Source organism: Micrococcus sp. LASM2_SD2 (assembly GCF_057364565.1).
In genome coordinates, this window is the sequence record NZ_JBNFOB010000389.1 from 1 (window position 1) to 1235 (window position 1235).

Annotated in this window: 1 pseudogene; it reads left to right on the forward strand. The window is 74.9% G+C overall.

Features of this window, described 5'->3' with window-relative positions:
- Nucleotides 1-1235 (forward strand): annotated as a pseudogene (locus AC2W7A_RS12615) (ATP-dependent helicase); the annotation flags it as partial.

Genomic DNA, 1235 nt, shown 5'->3' on the forward strand with positions numbered 1-1235 from the left:
CGGGGGAGTCCGCCTCCGGCGGCGGGGGGTGCCGGCTCCGCACGCTCCGGCGGCCGCCGGGTGGGCGAGCTGGACGAGGAGATGGTCTACGAGTCCCGCGTGGGGGACGTGATCCTGCTCGGGGCCACGAGCTGGCGGATCGTGGACATCACCGCGGACCGGGTGCTGGTGCTCCCGGCCTACGGCGAGCCCGGGCGCCTGCCGTTCTGGCGCGGCGACGCCGCCGGCCGGCCCGCCGAACTGGGCGAGGCCGTGGGCGCCTTCCGCCGGGAGACGGACGCGGAGCCCGAGGCCGCCGCCGCGCGCCTGGCCGAGGCCGGCCTGGACGAGTGGGCGCAGGAGAACCTGCTGACCTACCTGCGCGAGCAGCGTGAGGCCACCGGGCAGCTGCCCACCGAGAAGACCCTGGTGGTGGAGCGGTTCACGGACGAGCTGGGCGACTGGCGGATCGTGCTGCACTCCCCCTTCGGCATGGCCGTCCACGCCCCGTGGGCGCTGGCGGTGGGCGCGCGCCTGCACCAGCGGTTCGGGATCGAGACGAGCTCCGGGGCCGCCATGGCCGCGGACGACGGGATCGTGCTGCGCCTGCCGTACATGGAAGCGGACCCGCCCGGCGCGGAGCTGTTCGAGTTCACCGCCGAGGAGCTGGAGGAGATCGTCACCGCGGAGGTGGGCGGCTCCGCCCTGTTCGCCGCCCGGTTCCGGGAGAACGCCGCCCGGTCCCTGCTGCTGCCGCGGCAGAACCCGGGGAAACGGACGCCGCTGTGGCAGCAGCGGCAGCGCTCGGCGCAGCTGCTGGACGTGGCCCGCAAGCACCCGGACTTCCCCGTAATCCTGGAGACCGTCCGCGAGGTGCTGCAGGACGTCTACGACCTGCCGGCCCTGAAGGACGTGGCCGGGCGCATCGCCAACCGCTCGGTGCGGATGGTGGAGGTCACGACGCCGAGCCCTTCCCCGTTCGCGCAGTCCCTGCTGTTCGGGTACGTGGCGCAGTTCATCTACGAGGGCGACTCTCCCCTGGCCGAGCGCCGGGCGGCCGCGCTCTCCCTGGACCCGGCGCTGCTGAACGAGCTGCTCGGCGCCGCCCAGCTGCGCGAGCTGTTGGACTCGGACGTGATCGACGCCGTGGAGCGGGATCTGCAGCGGCTCTCCCCGGACCGGCGTGTGCGCGGGCTGGAGGGCGTGGCGGACCTGCTGCGGCTAGTCGGCCCGCTCAGCCCGGCCGAGGCCGCGCG